At 68.0% G+C, this 15248-nt stretch carries 16 protein-coding genes; 3 read left to right on the forward strand and 13 right to left on the reverse strand.

Features of this window, described 5'->3' with window-relative positions; genetic code table 11:
* Nucleotides 1-78 precede the first annotated feature (78 nt).
* The 8 genes from ACKN61_RS07105 to purM all read right to left on the reverse strand — a co-directional run bounded on the left by ACKN61_RS07105 (nt 79) and on the right by purM (nt 6565).
* A complete protein-coding gene (locus tag ACKN61_RS07105) occupies nt 79-1233 on the reverse strand; it encodes a TIGR03364 family FAD-dependent oxidoreductase (RefSeq protein WP_408952892.1) in 1155 nt (384 codons plus the stop codon).
* 22 nt (nt 1234-1255) lie between these two features.
* Nucleotides 1256-2551, reverse strand: a complete 1296-nt coding sequence (locus ACKN61_RS07110; protein WP_408952893.1) for a DUF5690 family protein — start codon at nt 2549-2551, stop codon at nt 1256-1258.
* The gene (locus ACKN61_RS07115) at nt 2548-3237 is read right to left on the reverse strand and encodes an HAD family hydrolase (protein ID WP_408952894.1); all 690 of its coding nucleotides are present in this window, start codon (nt 3235-3237) and stop codon (nt 2548-2550) included. Before ACKN61_RS07115 ends, ACKN61_RS07110 begins: the two co-directional genes overlap by 4 nt.
* A gap of 214 nt (nt 3238-3451) precedes the next feature.
* Entirely contained in the window at nt 3452-3706 is a 255-nt protein-coding gene (locus ACKN61_RS07120; RefSeq protein ID WP_408952895.1) for a hypothetical protein, read from the reverse strand.
* Nucleotides 3707-3721: 15 nt separating this feature from the next.
* Nucleotides 3722-4141, reverse strand: a complete 420-nt coding sequence (locus ACKN61_RS07125; protein WP_031370923.1) for a hypothetical protein — start codon at nt 4139-4141, stop codon at nt 3722-3724.
* Between the two features lie 61 nt (nt 4142-4202).
* Complete coding sequence (locus ACKN61_RS07130) at nt 4203-4658, reverse strand: hypothetical protein (protein WP_408952896.1); 456 nt, start codon at nt 4656-4658, stop codon at nt 4203-4205.
* A gap of 83 nt (nt 4659-4741) precedes the next feature.
* Nucleotides 4742-5344 carry a DUF2238 domain-containing protein gene (locus ACKN61_RS07135; RefSeq protein WP_408953773.1) on the reverse strand — a complete coding sequence of 201 codons (603 nt, stop codon included), beginning with the start codon at nt 5342-5344 and terminating at the stop codon, nt 4742-4744.
* A 156-nt stretch (nt 5345-5500) separates the two neighbouring features.
* Entirely contained in the window at nt 5501-6565 is a 1065-nt protein-coding gene (purM, locus tag ACKN61_RS07140; protein WP_408952897.1) for a phosphoribosylformylglycinamidine cyclo-ligase, read from the reverse strand.
* Nucleotides 6566-6955: 390 nt separating this feature from the next.
* Between purM and ACKN61_RS07145 the strand changes: the two genes are divergently transcribed.
* The 3 genes from ACKN61_RS07145 to hda are packed head-to-tail and all read left to right on the forward strand — an operon-like array spanning nt 6956 to nt 9957.
* Entirely contained in the window at nt 6956-8038 is a 1083-nt protein-coding gene (locus ACKN61_RS07145) for a DUF2066 domain-containing protein (RefSeq protein ID WP_408952898.1), read from the forward strand.
* Between the two features lie 3 nt (nt 8039-8041).
* Nucleotides 8042-9235: an AI-2E family transporter gene (locus tag ACKN61_RS07150; RefSeq protein ID WP_408952899.1), complete on the forward strand. Its 1194-nt coding sequence runs from the start codon at nt 8042-8044 to the stop codon at nt 9233-9235.
* Nucleotides 9232-9957 carry a DnaA regulatory inactivator Hda gene (hda, locus tag ACKN61_RS07155; RefSeq protein ID WP_057917260.1) on the forward strand — a complete coding sequence of 242 codons (726 nt, stop codon included), beginning with the start codon at nt 9232-9234 and terminating at the stop codon, nt 9955-9957. Before ACKN61_RS07150 ends, hda begins: the two co-directional genes overlap by 4 nt.
* 1006 nt (nt 9958-10963) lie before the next feature.
* On the opposite strand, the gene ACKN61_RS07160 is transcribed toward hda, so the two are convergent.
* The 5 genes from ACKN61_RS07160 to cysK all read right to left on the reverse strand — a co-directional run bounded on the left by ACKN61_RS07160 (nt 10964) and on the right by cysK (nt 15238).
* Complete coding sequence (locus ACKN61_RS07160; protein ID WP_408952900.1) at nt 10964-11458, reverse strand: O-acetyl-ADP-ribose deacetylase; 495 nt, start codon at nt 11456-11458, stop codon at nt 10964-10966.
* Nucleotides 11459-11462: 4 nt separating this feature from the next.
* Nucleotides 11463-12017, reverse strand: a complete 555-nt coding sequence (locus ACKN61_RS07165) for an RNA 2'-phosphotransferase (RefSeq protein WP_408952901.1) — start codon at nt 12015-12017, stop codon at nt 11463-11465.
* A gap of 70 nt (nt 12018-12087) precedes the next feature.
* Nucleotides 12088-12813, reverse strand: a complete 726-nt coding sequence (gene murU, locus ACKN61_RS07170; RefSeq protein WP_408952902.1) for an N-acetylmuramate alpha-1-phosphate uridylyltransferase MurU — start codon at nt 12811-12813, stop codon at nt 12088-12090.
* The gene (locus ACKN61_RS07175) at nt 12810-13841 is read right to left on the reverse strand and encodes an aminoglycoside phosphotransferase family protein (protein ID WP_408952903.1); all 1032 of its coding nucleotides are present in this window, start codon (nt 13839-13841) and stop codon (nt 12810-12812) included. The genes murU and ACKN61_RS07175 overlap by 4 nt, the downstream gene beginning before the upstream one ends.
* Before the next feature lie 416 nt (nt 13842-14257).
* Nucleotides 14258-15238 (reverse strand): cysteine synthase A, encoded by a 981-nt coding sequence (cysK, locus tag ACKN61_RS07180; RefSeq protein ID WP_408952904.1) that lies wholly within the window; start codon nt 15236-15238, stop codon nt 14258-14260.
* Nucleotides 15239-15248 lie beyond the last annotated feature (10 nt).

The raw sequence follows: 15248 nt of genomic DNA on the forward strand, positions 1-15248 counted from the left end.
GATTCCCGATTCCCGATTCCCGATTCCCGATTCCCGATTCCCGATTCCCGATTCCCGATTCCCGATTCCCGATTCCCGTCAGGCGGCCCTTCGCACCGCGCCGTAGCGGCCGTCGACGATTTCCTCGGCCAGGCCGAAGCTCAGGGTCATGCCGAGGCCGCCGCCGCCGATGGCGTTGACGATGGTCACGCCGGGCGCCGGCTCGGCGACGAATTCGCTGCTGCCGTCGGTGAGCTTGGGGTAGATGCCGTGCCAGGTCTGGATCACGCGCGGATCGGGCAGGCGGGCGAAGCGCGCCAGATAATCCAGCACCTTGCCGTTGATGGCCTGCTCGTCGAAGGGGTCGTGGGTGTGGGCATAGGCGTGCGAATCGCCGATGGTGATCTCGCCGCGGCCGTTCTGCGCCGCCATCACGTGGATGCCCAGTTCGATCAGATCGCCGAACTCGGCCTGATAGCGTGCGCGCAGCGGGGCCACGTCGGCGGCCTGCTGGAAACCGGCGTAATGCACCAGCGACAGGCCGCCGCACAGGGCCGCACCGAGACGGAAGCCGTCGGGCTGCGGCGCCAGGCGCATCATCTGCAGTTTGCATCGGGTCAACGGCGCGGCGGCGTAGACCTGCGGATACAGTTGTTCGAACTCCGGGCCGCTGCACACGAACACTTGATCGGCCTCGAAGCGGCGCGTGCCCGAATGCGCGCGACCGGCTTCGACCGCGGTGACCGGCGTGCGCCAATGGAACTCGACGCCGTAACGTCGGTGCAGAAAATCCGGCAGCACGCGCAGCGCTTCGCGCGGGTCGACGATCATCTCGTCGCGATTGAACAAGGCGCCGCGTAAACCCTCGCCGACCAGGGCCGGGGACTGGGCGAGGGCGCTGTCGCGGTCGAGCAGGCGGCAAGGGCGCAGGCCGCGGTTGGCGGCTTCGTATTGTTCCAGTACCTCCCATTCGTCTTGCGCATAGGCCATGTGCAGCGAGCCGCAAGGGTCGTGCCACAGCCCCGCTTCGGCGATGAGTTCCTGCCAGATCGCGCGCGAACGCAGCGCGCGTTCGTAGGCGGCGCCGTTGCTCACGCCGATCGGCCAGACCATGCCGAAATTGCGCACCGACGCGCCTACCGCGCGTTCGTAGCGTTCCAATACGGTGACGCGGTGGCCGCGCACGGCGAGCGCGCGGGCGATGGCCAGGCCGACGATGCCGGCGCCGATGACGAGAGCGGACTGAGATTTCATGCGTGGGAATCGATCGAGTGGGTCAGACGGGCGCGAGCGTCGGCGCAACGGCGCGGCGCGTGGCGCAATGATGGAAGTACAGCGCCGAAGCGAGCAGGCAGATGCTGCCGAGCGCGGCCAGGGCGAGCACGATCTGGGCGAAGAACTCGCTCCACGACAACTGCAGCCCGGAGAATTCCTTGGTCAGCAGCACCGCGACGCTGCCCAGGTAGCCGAAGGCATCGGACAGATACATCAGGAAGCCGACGTTGCCGGCGATGCGGAAGGTCGCGATCAGGCGTTCGTAGAACACGCAATTGAACGGCACGTAGGCCAGGTACAGGCCGAAGCCGACCAACGCCAGCCACCACAGCGGCGGCAGGGCGCCGGCCTGGAAGGCGAAGGTGCTGAGGCCGGCGACGGCCAGGCCGGCGAACATCAGGCCGTGCAGCGCCATCAGCCCGCGCAGGTTGTCGCGGAACCACGTCAGCCCGGCGGTCAACGCGAGCACCGCCAAAGCCACGGGCGTTTCGATCAATGCGAACACCGCCGCATTGCCGCCATAGCCCAGGTCGTTGAACAGCTCGGCCTCGAAGTTGTCGCGAAAATCGCGCACCACCGTCAGCGCCACGTAGCACAGGATCATCAAGGCCAGGCCCGGCAGGAACCGGCGCACGAAGGCGCGGCGTTCGCCGCGGCTCATCGGCAGGCGTTCGCTGCGTTCGCGCCGGTCGTCGGCGTCGGGCTCCGGCACGCGTTCCAGGTAGTGCACCGCGATGAACAGCGGCGGCACGAACAGCAGGCCGGTCACGAACGGCATCCAGAACTCGCTCACGCCCGACAGCAGCAGCCACTTGCCGACGCTCTTGACGATGCCGGAGGCCATGATGAAGCTCGAAGCCAGGATCGCGCCCATGGCTTCGGTGGTGCGGCGACCTTCCAGATAGCTGAACACCAGCCCCCAGACCATGCCGAGCGGCAGACCGTTGAGGAACAGGAAGGGGATGTTCCACGGCGCCGGAGTCAGCGCGAACCCCAGCAAGGCCAGCCAGGCGATGCCGATCAGCGCCAGCAGCAGCGGCGCGCGGCGTTCGCGGCGCAGACCGCCGATCACGCCGATGCCGATGAACTTGCTGCACATGTAGCCGAGCACCTGCGCGACCACCAGCCAGACCTTGTAGTCCACCTCGAACAGGTGCTGGCCTTCGAACGAAGCCGCCGCGAACGGTTTGCGGAAGGCGTACATGCTGGCGTACGCGACCAGCGCCGCGCTGCCGGCGAGCAGGGTCACCTGCCACTGGCGCGCGCGTTCGCTGCGCAGGGGCGACGCAGGGTTCATGCGGCGCTGCGCGCGTCGACCGCGTCGACGCCGAGCAAAGCCGGCAGCTCGAACAAGCCATCGATGATGCGGTCGGGCGAGTACGGCTCGAGTTCGGCGCGGGTGAAGGCGCCGGTGGTGACCGACACCACCAGGCCGACGGCGGCGCTGCGGCCTTCGCCGATGTCGACTTCGGTGTCGCCGATCTTGACGACCTCGCTGGGGTCGTCGATGCCGAAACGCTGCATCAGCGCATGGATCATGTGCGGCGCCGGCCGGCCTTGCGCGACTTCGTCGCTGGCGATCAGCGCATCGATGCGCTGCGCCCAGCCGAGGCGCTCGACGATGGCGTCGGCGATGTCGCGCGAGAAACCGGTGTTGAGCGCGACCTTGATGCCGTTGGCGCGGAGCAGGGCGAACACCGATTCGGCGCCGGCCAGCGGTTCGATGCCGGGCCATTCGCGGTAACAGACCAGCATGCGCTGGACGAAGTCGGCATGGATCGCGGCGACGGTGGCGTCATCGGCCTGCGCGCCGAGCAGGCGCGCGATCGCCAGCGGCTTGGGATAGCCCATCAACGGCCGGCAGGCCTCGTGATCGATCGGGTGGCCGGCGGCGGTCATCGCGCCGACGAAAGCCTGGGCGACGAAGCCCGGATCCGACACGGTGGTGCCGGCGATGTCGAACAGTGCGAGGCGGTAAGTCATGGGGGCGGGACGCGCTATGGAACAGGCGTCCAGCTTGGGCGGCGCGCGCAACCCGGTGATGACAGGGCAGGGACAACCGGGTGGACCTGTCTAGTCGGTCCGAGGCCGGCGCGGCGCTTCAGGCCGGCACGAGCCGGGCGGGGGCCGTGCAGCTGCGCACCCCGGCAGGACGGACGCGCCGGCGCCGGCCCGTCTCGATCCGCTCAGGGCTGGCTCAGTCGTCGGCCCTGGCGATCAACGACAACTCGTCGTGCTTGAAGCCGTTCGGATAGTGCACCAGCCCGCCGAAGTCGGTTTCGACGAGCACGCCGCGTTCCAGGTAGGCCCACTCGGCTTGCGGGAACTTCGCCGAGTATTCGCCGCGGTCGATCAGGGCCACGATCGTGCCGCGATTGAGTTCGTAGGACAGGACCTGGTCGCCGATCCTGACCTCGAATCCGTCGCTGTATCGCACCATGGCGGCTCCCATGTCGAAACCTTCCGATCAGCGTTCGCCGAACAGCGCCTTCACCGAAGGCCGGCTCAACACGATAAGGGTGAACACGCCCAACGCAGTGCCCAGCGGCACCGACAGGCAGGAAATGCAGGCGACGACCATGCACAGCGTGCGGCTGCGGCGCTGGCCTAGGCGGCGCGCGGCGATGAAGGTCAGGCTGCCGCCGATGATGGCCACCAGGAACAACGCCACCGCGAAGCCGATCAGGACATAGCCGCCGACCTCGTCGCCGGGTTGGCTTTGGATGCCGCCGTTGAGGATCGCCGCCCCCATGAAGACGTACAGGAAGGCCACCAGCAGCGGCAGCAGATACAGGGCGGCGAACACGTAGTGCAGGATGCTCAGCGTCTTGAGCTGCGAGGCGTCCTGCGGGTTTTCGACCGCCGATGCGGCTGGGACCTGGTTCATGGATGGATTTCCTGGGTGGGAGGTTGCGGCCGCATTCCGGGCTTGCGGCGACGGGGGCGAATCAACCGCGCGCGGCGAACTGCGCCTGCACCGACGGACGCGCCAATACGATGAAGGTGAACACGCCGAGCAAGGTGCCGAGCGGCACCGACAAACAGCTCAGGCCGGCGACGATCTGGCAGAAGCGGGGGCTGCGGCGTTCGCGCAAACGCCGCGCGGTCATGTACTGCAGCGCGGCACAGACCGCGCTGAAAACGAAGCCGGCCAGGATGATGAGCAGCGCGATCCCGGCCTCCATAGTGGAATCGCCGGTCGAGGTCGCCGAGCCCGCCGGTTGCCGGGCCGCGATCAGGACGACGGCGCCCACGAACAGCAGGCCCAGCAACAGCATGGCGGCGTTGAACCCGGCCAAGACGTAATACAGGATGCTGAGCGTATGCAGTTGCGAAGCGTCCGCCGCATCCGTCGCGGCGGCGAGGCTGTCGGCGGTGCTTGCTGTCGGATCGAACTCGGACATGGCGTCCCCCCCCTGCTCTTGACTGGATGTCTTGACTGGCATGCCTTGATTGGACGCCCCGATCGCGGGCAGGCTTGGCGGCTTCAGCGCCGCGCGCGCGGCCAAGCGGCGAGCGCGCCCAGTGTCGCAAGAAACATGTCGGTGTGGGCGTCCCAGACGTCGCCTTGCTGGCCGTTGTAGGACTCGGCGGCTTCCGGCGACATGGTCAGGGCGATCGCCCATTCGATCCACTCGTAGATCAAGCTGGTGCACATGATCGCGGCGATCGCGAGCACGAAGGCCTGACGCGGCGACAGCGCCGGCCAGCGCTGGCGCAGGTACTCGCGCACGGCCGGGGCGAAACAGACGCCGTAGAGGAAATGGATCAGCCGATCGAAATGGTTGCGCTCGAAGCCGAGTGCGCGATCCAGCGACCAGCCGCCGGTCAGCGACTGAATCCACTGGTCGTAGGGCACGTAGGAATACAGCCAGCGCGCGGCGATGCAGTGCGCCACCATGAAGCCGCAAATGGCGAGGAAGTGGCCGTCGCGCAGCGGCCAGCGGCGGTCGTGGCGCCACAGCCACAGCAGGCCGACCACGGTCAGCACGCTGTGCATGCCCTGCTCGAACGGGCTGCTCGGGGCGATCCAGGACAGTGCGAACACCGCCAGCACGACGGCCAGGGCGAATTTCTTGGCGACGCTCATGCGTCCTGCCGGCGTTGCGGTCATCGGGTTCGGGTTCTGCGAAGTGAGATGCATCGCACGCTACCCGAGCGCCGCAGAGAAAGAAACCGCGCCGCAGTACGCAAAAAAAACGGCGGGCCGCGGCCCGCCGTTCGATCTGTCGCGATCGTGCGCGGCTCAGCCGATGTGCACGCGCTCGCCTTCGGACTGGGCCACGACTTCGCCGATGCGCCAATGGGCCAGGCCCAGGCGCTGCAGGTCGCGTTCGGTCGCCGCGACCGCTTCTTCCGGCACCACCAGCACGAAGCCGATGCCGCAGTTGAAGGTGCGCCACATTTCCTCGCGCGGCACCGCGCCTTCGCGCTGCAGCCAGTCGAACACCGGCGGCAGGGTCCAGGTGGCGGTGCGGATGTCCAGGCCGAGGCCTTCGGGGATCACGCGGATGATGTTTTCGGTCAGGCCGCCGCCGGTGATGTGGGCCATGGCGTGGATCTGGTGCTCGCCGCCGTTGGCGCGCAGCAGTTCCAGCACCGGCTTGACGTACAGTGCGGTCGGCTCCATCAGTGCGTCGATCAGGCGCACGCCGCCGACGGCGACGTCGCCCGGACGGCCGGCGCGATCGAAGATGCGGCGGATCAGCGAGTAACCGTTGGAGTGCGGGCCGCTCGAGGCGATGCCGATCAGCACGTCGCCGCGGCGCACGCGCGCGCCGTCGAGCAACTGCGACTTCTCGACCGCGCCGACGGTGAAGCCGGCCAGGTCGTATTCGCCCGGCGGGTACATGTCGGGCATTTCCGCGGTCTCGCCGCCGATCAAGGCGCAGCCGGCGAGCTCGCAGCCCTTGGCGATGCCGCCGACCACGGCCACGGTGGTGTCGACATCGAGCTTGCCGGTGGCGAAATAATCGAGGAAGAACAGCGGCTCGGCGCCCTGCACCAGCACGTCGTTGACGCACATGCCGACCAGGTCGATGCCGATGGTGTCGTGGCGGTTGAGCTGCTGGGCGAGCTTGAGCTTGGTGCCGACGCCGTCGGTGCCCGAGACCAGGACCGGCTCGCGGTACTTGCCGGACAGATCGAACAAGGCGCCGAAGCCGCCCAGGCCGCCCATCACCTCGGGACGGAAGCTGCGCTTGACCAGGGGCTTGATGCGTTCGACGACCTGGTTGCCGGCGTCGATGTCGACGCCCGCGTCACGGTAGGTCAGCGGCTTGGGGGAGGTGTCGGAAGGAGATGCGGTCACGGCGGCCCCGGCGGTCGCGGAAGGAAACGTGGGATTTTAGCAGCCATGGGGCGTGCGAACCGGTTTGACCTGCAGCGGGGCTGCGTCCAGGCTGCGCAGAGCCTCCGCCAAGGCTAGGCATGGCCTCCACCAAGGTTCCGGCGGGCGTTGCCTGAACCGGTCCGTTCAGGCGCGCGAATGGACGTGCCGGCGCCACTACGGCAACATTTCGGACCTTGAGCACCGTTGGCGGAACGCACCCGCGACCGCCGGACCGAAGCAGGACGCGAGGTGGGCGAGGGCACGGCCTTCGCCCGCGGTGGTGGGTCCAGCGCTACGATGCCGGGCCCGCAGCCCGGCTCGCGACTGGAACGGCGGGCGGGACGCCGGTTTTTCTACATACAGTTAAGGATGGCGATGGTTCGGGCAATCCGGAGTTTTGTGGTCGCAGCGCTTATGCTGGCGAGCTTTGCCGCCGCCGCGCAGCGCGTCGAGGGCGACCGCGCCGAGGCGGCGGGCCCGTTCTCGGCCGAGGTGCAGGTCAACGGCCAGGGCGAAGCCGAGCGCAATGGCGCCATGGCGCGTGCCCTGGCCCAGGTGCTTGGCAAGATGTCCGGCGACCGCGCCGCGGCCAGCCGGCCGGGCGTCGGCCAGGAACTGCGCCGGGCCAAGGACTACGTCACCGGCTACGACTACCGCCAGGACGAGGGCGTGTCGCGCTCGACCGGCGCGCCGACCTTCCAGACCACGCTGGTGGTCAATTTCGACCAGACCAAGGTCGAGACTCTGGCCTCGACCCTCGGCCTGCCGATCTGGCCGCAGCCGCGTCCCAAGCCGGTGCTGTGGATGGCGATCGACGACGGCAGCGGCCCGCGCCTGGTCGGTCTGCCCCAGGTCAACGCCGCGCGTTCGGCGCTGAACCGCGCCATCGATCGCGGCTACCGCCTCGGCCTGCCGAGCGGCAATGCCGCCGAACAGGCCAGCGTCGGCGCCATCTGGCGCGGCGACGCCGCCGCGGTGGCCCGCGCATCGGCACGCTACAGCCCGCCGATGCAGCTGATCGGCAAGGTCTACCGGGTCAAGACCGGCGGTTGGAAGGGCGACTGGACCTTCGTCGACGGCGGCAAGGTGCTGGGCAGTTGGTCCAACACCGATCCCGACGCGCGCAAGGTCATGGCCGGCGGCGCCGACGGCGCGGCCGATGCGCTGATGAAGCGCTACGCCAAGCGCAGCGCGGCCGGTCCGGCCGGCGTCTACCGGGTGGTGTTCACCAACCTGCACAGCGCCGACGATTACATCCGCCTGTCCGGCTACCTGCAGGGGCTGGCGGTGATCCGCAAGATGACCCCGGTGCGCGCCACGCCCGACAGCGTCGAGTTCGACCTCGACCTGATCTCCGGTCTGTCCGGCCTCAAGCGCATGGCCGACAGCGGCGATACCCTCGAAGCGCTGGAAGGCCTCGAAGGTCAGCCGCCCGTGTACCGGTTGCACTGACGCATGGACCGCGCCCCGTTGGAAGACATCGCCCTGTTCCTGCGCCGCCTGCAATGGACGGCGCTCGGCGTCGGCGCCTGCTGGTTGCTGTGGGTGCTCGCGCCGGTGCTGACACCGTTCGTGATCGCCGCCATGCTCGGCTGGCTCGGCGACCCGCTGGTCGACCGGCTCGAACGCACCGGCCGCTCGCGCAATGTCGCCGTATCGCTGGTGTTCGGGCTGATGGCCTTGTTGGTGATCCTGGTGCTGGTGTTGCTGGTGCCGCTGATCGAACGCCAGATCTCGACCCTGATCGTGTCGCTGCCGCGCTACCGCGAATGGTTCACCGCCACCGCGATTCCGTGGCTGGAGCAGCGCAGCGGCTTCGAGATCAGCAACTGGCTCGACCTCAACCACCTGATCGAACTGGTACGCAGCAACTGGGAGCGCGCCGGCGGCGTCGCCACCACCCTGCTGGGCTATCTGTCGCGTTCGGGCTTCGCGATCATGGGCCTGATCGCCAACATCGCCCTGCTGCCGGTGCTGACCTTCTTCTTCCTGCGCGACTGGGACGTGCTGGTCGAGCGCGTCGCCTCGTTGATCCCGCGCGACCACCTCGCCACGGCGAGCCGTCTGGCCAGGGAATCCAGCGACGTGCTCGGCGCCTTCCTGCGCGGCCAGTTCCTGGTGATGCTGGCGCTCGGCGTGATGTACGGCCTGGGCCTGTGGGCGGTCGGCCTGGACCTGGGCATCCTGATCGGCATCATCGCCGGCCTGCTGACCTTCGTGCCGTACCTCGGTCCGGCCAGCGGCATCATCCTCGGCGTGATCGCCGCGCTGGTGCAGTACGGCGACTGGAAATACGTGGCCGGCGTGCTGGCGGTGTTCGGCGTCGGCCAGGTCGTCGAAAGCTATTGGCTGACGCCCAAGCTGGTCGGCGACCGCATCGGCCTGCATCCGGTCGCGGTGATCTTCGCCGTGCTCGCCGGCGGCACCCTGTTCGGTTTCCTCGGCATGCTGCTGGCCCTGCCGGTCGCCGCCGTCGCCAACGTGCTGCTGCGTTACGCGCAAGAGCGCTACACCCACAGCCGCCTGTATGCAGGCGACCACCCGACCATCCTGCTCGACCCGGCCACCGTGCCGGTGGTGCCGAAGGCCGAGCCCGCGGCGAAGAACAACGCGGAGCAGGCCGACCGCGCGGAGCGCGAAACGCAGTGAGCGTCCCGCAGTTGCCGCTGGCCCTGCGCTATCCGCCGGACCAGCGTTTGGACACCTATGTCGACGCGCCCGAAGGCGCGATCGCGCAATTGCGCGCCCTGGCCACGCAGACCCAGGAGACCGCCGGCTATATCGACCCCACCGGCGCCGATTGGGTGTACCTGGCCGGCCCGGCCGGGGTGGGCAAGACCCACCTGCTGCTGGGCGCCTGCGCCGCCGCCGAATCGGCCGGCCGCCGCGCCGCCTATCTGCCCTTGATGGCGGCCGCCGGGCGTCTGCGCGATGCCTTGTACGCACTCGAAGGCAACGACCTGCTGGCGCTGGACGGCATCGAAGCGATCGCCGGCAACCGCGACGACGAGATCGCCCTGTTCGACACCCACAACCGCGCGCGTGCCGCCGGCGCGTCGTTGATCTATGCCGCGCGCGACAACCCCGACGAACTCCCCTTGAGCCTGCCCGACCTGCGCTCGCGCCTGTCGCAGTGCACCCGCATCGTGCTGACCCCGCTCGACGACGCCGGCCGCGGCGAAGTGCTGCGCCAACGCGCCCAGCGCCGCGGCCTGGCCTTGGACGAAGCCGCGCTGGATTGGCTGCTCAAGCGCGTCGACCGCGACCTCGGCGGTTTGACCGCCTTGCTCGACAAATTGGATCGCGCCTCGCTCGCTGCGCAGCGGCGGATCACGGTGCCGTTCTTGCGGCAGACCTTGGGCGCGGAGTAGGCGCTGCCTAGGGTCGGGTTTGATCGGCGAGGATTCTCGGCTCGCTCCTGACACCCACTGTCGATTGCGGTTGTGGTCGCGTTTGAATCACATGCGAAGTTGCATCGCGACTGAGCGCGTGCGTGCGATTTTTTGCCTTGCCGTTGCCGTTGCCGTTGCTGTGCGCGGCTTGGCACTAGCGAAGGCAATCGAAGACCCGGAGGGCGGCCCGCATGGATGCGGGCCGTTTTTCATCGGGACAGGGATGTCCCGTATGAAAAATCCCCGCGTATGCATCGCTCGTGCGGGCCTGTGATTCAAAGCAAAAGCATTTTTCTTTGGTGACTTTCTTTTGTTGCTTTAGACAAAAGAAAGTTACCCGCCGCTTTAGTGGCGGAAGCTTTAGGCGTTTGATCTTGATCTTGCTTGATGGATACGCAGCAAGGCCGTCGCAACGATGTCGCGGCTTGCGCCGCTCCTACCCAGCGAAAGTGCACCGCTTCGATGGGTGACGTCGGCCTTGCTGCCTTTGCGCGTCCCGCGGTCGCGACTTACGTCGCTCCTACAGTGGATAGTGCATTGCACGTGCCTAAGCGACCCGGTACCGCGCCCGCACCCCTTGTAGGAGCGACGTGAGTCGCGACCGATCTCGCGGCGTTTCAATTAAGCAAGAGCAGAGCTTCCGTCCGCTAACGCGGCCGGGTTACTTTCTTTTGCTAAGCCCAAAAGTCCGTCTGGATTCCCTTCGGTCAAAGGTAACCAAAGAAAAGGGCTCTCCTTGCAAGGGCACAGGCCACGAGTGCAATGCTCGCGCCGGGATTTTTCGATAGGACATCCTTGTCCTATCGAAAAACGGCGCACGTCCTGTGCGCCGCCCTCCGGGTCTCCGCTTGACCGGCAAAGCAGAAAAGCGGCAAAGCAGATCAAAATCACGGCAATGGCAATGGCAATGGCAATGGCAACGGCAACGGCAAAGGCAACGGCAACGGCAACGGCAACGGCAACGGCAAAGGTATGCGCCGACGGCTCAACCCAACAACGCCTCGTACAACCCCCGATCCGTGGCAGAGAAACAACAAAACACCACTTCGCCGATCGTCGCATCGGCATGCGCCCGCACCGTGTCGACCGCGATCTGCGCGGCCGCATCGGCCGGATAGCCGAAGATGCCCGTGCTGATGCAGGGGAAGGCGACGCTCGCTAACCCTTGCCGCGCCGCCACCGCCAGCGCATTGCGATAACACGCGGCCAATAGCTCGGGCTCGCCGTGCTCGCCGCCGCGCCAGACCGGGCCGACGGTGTGGATGATGTAGCGAGCCGGCAGCCGGTGGCCGCGGGTGAGTTTGGCTTCGCCGGTCTTGCAGCCGCCCAGCAGGCGGCACTCGGCCACCAACTCCGGGCCGGCCGCGCGATGGATCGCACCGTCGACGCCGCCACCGCCGAGCAAGGAGGAGTTGGCGGCGTTGACGATCGCGTCGAGGCTCAGGGTGGTGATGTCGCCCTGGATCGCGCGCAGGAGCACTGGCTCAGCCTTCCGACGGCCAGTCGATGAATTCCGGCGCGACCGCGTCGGTCAGCCACACGCCGTTTTCGGATTGAAAGAAACTCAGGCCGCGCGCATGCATGTCGCGGGCGCGCACCGACAGCACCAGGGCCTTGCCGTGGCGGCTGCCGACCTTGATCGCGGTCTCGGCGTCGGAGGACAGATGCACGTGCTGGCGGCTCTGCTTGACCAGGCCCAGGTTGCGGATCGACTTGGCGAAGCGCGTGGCGGTGCCGTGGTAGAGCGTGGCCGGCGGTTCCAGCGCGGTCAGCGCCAGGTCGACCTCGATGGAGTGGCCCTGGTTGGCGCGGATGCGCGCACCGTCGGCGCTGATCGCGAAGCGTTGCTTGTCGTTGTCGCGCACGACTTGCTCGATCAGCGCGCGCGTCACCGGCTTGCCGCCGGCATTGGCCAGGCGGACCAGTTCGTCGAGGTCGGCCCAGCCGTTGTCGTCGAGGCTCAGGCCGATGGCTTCGGGTTCGTGGCGCAGCACCAGGCTGAGGAACTTGCTGGTCTTGGTGAGGTTTACGGCGGTCATGGGATTCCAGTTCGCAGGGGTGAGTGGCTGCGGTGGTTCAGGCCGCGCGATATCGATTCGTTGGTTGCGTTCAACCGTGCGCCGCCGCGGTCAGTGCGGCGTCTAGTTGTTGTAATCGTTCCGGCGTGCCGACGTCGGTCCAGCGGCCGCGATGATGCGATCCGCTCAAACGGCCGGCATCGGCGGCGGCGCGCAGCAAGGGCACGGTGCTGAAGCGCGGCGGCTGAAGTTGCGTGCCGGCGGCATCGCCGAGTCGCGCGTGCCAGCCGTCGAACAGCGAGGCGCGATACAGGCCGATGCCCGAGTAGGTCAGGCGCGGTTCGCCGTGGTTGTACAGGCGCCCGTCGTCGAGGCGGAAGTCGCCGTGCGGATGCTGCGGCGGATTGTCGACCAACAGCAGATGCGCATCGCCGTGGAACTCGCGCGGCAGGTCGGCAAAGTCGTAGTCGGTCCAGATGTCGCCGTTGGCGACCAGGAACGGCGCCTGCGGGTCGGCGTTTTCCTGCAGCAGTTGCAGCGCATGCAACATGCCGCCGCCGGTTTCCAGGGGCGTTTCGCCTTCGTAGGAATAGCGCAGGCGCAGGCCCCAGCGCGCGCCGTCGCCGAGCGTTTCGGGGAATTGCGGTGCGAGCCAGCTGGTGTTGATCACGACCTCATCGATGCCGAGTGCGGCGAACTTTTCCAGATGCCATTCGATCAGGCGCTTGCCGCCCACGCTCAACAAAGGCTTGGGCGTGTGCAGGGTGAGCGGGCGCATGCGCTCGCCGAGGCCGGCGGCGAAGATCAGCGCTTTCATGCCGGGTCGGCCGCAGCGGCCGCGATCAGGGCCGGGCGCACGTAGCGCTCGACGATGTCGGCGAGCGGCGCGAGTTCCGGGTAACGCGACAGGACCACGTCGAGGTAACCGAGAAAACGCGGCGCGTCGGCCAGGTACTTCGGCTTGCCGTCGCGATGGTGCAGGCGCGCGAACAGGCCGAGGATCTTGATGTGGCGCTGCAGGCCGGCGAAGTCGGCGTCGCGGCGGAAACGCGCGAGCTCCGGCAACGGAATGCCGGCCGCGGTGGCCCGCGCGTGATAGCGCGCGAGCCAGGCGTCGACGCGCGTCTCCGGCCAGCTCAGGAAGGCATCGCGGAACAGGCTGATCGGGTCGTAGGTGATCGGCCCGCGCAGCGCGCCCTGGAAGTCGATCACCGCCACCCCGCCGGGCACCGGCATCAGGTTGCGCGGCATGAAGTCGCGGTGCACGAAGATCTGGGTCTGGGCGAGCACGTTGTCGAGAATGCGGCGATAGGCCAGGTCGAGTTTTTCCAGGTCGTCGCAGCTCAGCTCTATGCCGAGGTGGCGGCCGAGGAACCATTCGTCGAACAAACGCAGTTCGCGGGCGAGGAAAGCCTCGTCGTAAGGGGGCAGGTCGTCGGGGCAGGGCAGGGCCTGGATCTTCAGCAACTGGGTGAAGGCATCGTCGAACAGCGCGTCGGCGTTGCCGTCGTCGATCACTTGCAGATAGGTGTCGCGGCCGAGGTCTTCGAGCAGCAGGAAACCGTGTTCGAGATCCTGGGCCCGCACGTCCGGCACGCGCACGCCGCCGGCGAGCAGGACCTCGCGCATGCGCAGCCAGGGGCGCGCGTCCTCGAGCTCGGGCGGCGAGTCCATGACGATGACGGTGGTTGGGTCGGCGCCGGCTGCGGTCGTCGCGCCCCGCCAGTAGCTGCGGAAACCGGCGTCGAACGAAGCGCGTACGAGTTCGAGGCGGTCGTCGCCGGTCGCGGCGCGGGCCCAATTCAGGCGGGCGAGGTCGCGATCGGTAGGGTGGGACTGGGTCATGCCTGCTCCGCGCGGCGGGTGCCGCAAGCGCACAGGGTAAACGTCCGCGGTCCGGGGGTGAATCCGTGCGGTCTTCCATTGCCGGCAGGAGAAGCGTCGGCCCGGCAGCTTTAGCCCTTCTCCCGCGGGTGGCGAGCGCAGCCACTGCAACGCTGGGAGGCGGGCGAGGGCTCAAGCTTCGTCGCCGCGCCGCCGGACAAAAAGATGTAGGGCGAAGCCCACGCCGCCGTCTTCCGGATGCAGTCGCCACCGCTGCCTCCGGCGTCTCGCCGTCGTGAGCCCCGCCCTACGGGTGCCCGGTTACCGCTGATGCGTTACTGAATAGAAGCGCGGGGCGGGGCCGGCGCGAAAGCCGATCCCGACGCGGCGGCACGTGCGCGCCAGAGGGCCGCGCTCGGCTCCGCCCCGCCTGTTGCTCAAGCCGCGACCGACTCCTCCCGATCCAGGGAAGCCAGCCACTCGTCGTCGGAGCCTTCGGCCACGCCTTCGAACAAGAAGGTCGACAGATAACGCTCGCCGGTGTCCGGCAGCATCGCCAGCAGCACCGAGCCTTCCGGCGCCTGTTCGGCCACCTGCAGGGCGGCGGCGACGGTCGCGCCGGCGGAGATGCCGACGAACACGCCTTCCTCGGCGGCCAGGCGGCGCGCGGTGTCGCGCGCGACGACGTCGTCGACAGGACGGATGTCGTCGGCGATGCCGCGATCGAGCACGCCGGGTACGAAGTCCGGGGTCCAGCCCTGGATCTTGTGCGGCTGCCAGGCGTTGCCGCTCAACAACGAAGCGCCGGCGGGTTCGGAGGTAATGATCTTCAGCTCGGGGCGCGCCAGTTTGAGCACCTGGCCGGCGCCGCTGAGCGTGCCGCCGGTGCCCCAGCCGGTGACGAAATAGTCGAGGCGCTTGCCGGCGAAGTCGCGCAGGATTTCCGGGCCGGTGGTGTTGCGGTGGTAGGCCGGGTTGGCCGGGTTGTCGAACTGGCGGGCGAGGAACCAGCCGTGTTTCTCGGCCAGCTCGGCGGCCTTGCGGACCATGCCGGTGCCGCGCTCGGCGGCTGGGGTCAGGATGACTTTCGCGCCGTACGCGCGCATCAGCTTGCGGCGCTCGATCGAGAAGGTTTCGGTCATCACCGCCACGAACGGATAGCCGCGGGCGGCGGCGACCATCGCCAGGGCGATGCCGGTGTTGCCCGAGGTCGCTTCGACGATGGTCTGGCCCGGCTTCAACGCGCCGCTGCGCTCGGCGTCGAGCACGATCGCCAGGGCGAGGCGGTCCTTAACCGAACCGCCGGGATTGAACGATTCGACCTTCGCATACAGCGTCACGTGTTTCGGCGCGATGCGATGCAGTTTGACGATCGGCGTGTTGCCGATGGTGTCGAGGATGTTGTCGTATAGGGGCATGAGTGAGTTC

This window comes from Lysobacter sp. Hz25 (assembly GCF_046097045.1).
Taxonomy (GTDB): Bacteria; Pseudomonadota; Gammaproteobacteria; order Xanthomonadales; family Xanthomonadaceae; genus Lysobacter; species Lysobacter antibioticus_B.